We start from the raw sequence: 279 nt of genomic DNA, 5'->3' as shown, positions 1-279 counted from the left end.
ATTAGCGCTAACAGAAAAATGAGTCTGGAATCCATCCAGACTCATTCCTTATTACCCATGTGCAAGCTCATACTGCTTAATTTTATCCTCATAATTTAAGGTAACCCCAATCTCATCCCAGCCGTTTAACAGCATTTCTTTAGGATACGGCGCGATATCGAAATGAAACGTAAATCCATCATTGTCAGAAACGATTTGGTCCTCAAGATTAACCGTTAAAGTGTAACCCTCAGTTTTCGCTTTTTTCATAATGGTCTGTACCTGTTCTTCGCTAGCTTG

At 39.4% G+C, this 279-nt stretch carries 1 pseudogene; it reads right to left on the bottom strand.

Annotated elements, in window-relative coordinates:
* Positions 1–51: 51 nt before the first annotated feature.
* Positions 52–279, bottom strand: a pseudogene (locus tag RYX56_RS21945) (3-isopropylmalate dehydratase small subunit); the annotation flags it as partial.

The organism is Alkalihalophilus lindianensis (assembly GCF_032843265.1).
GTDB lineage: Bacteria > Bacillota > Bacilli > Bacillales > Bacillaceae_D > Alkalihalophilus > Alkalihalophilus lindianensis.
Note: the sequence above shows the minus strand (reverse complement) of the source record. Positions and strands in the feature narration are given on the sequence as shown.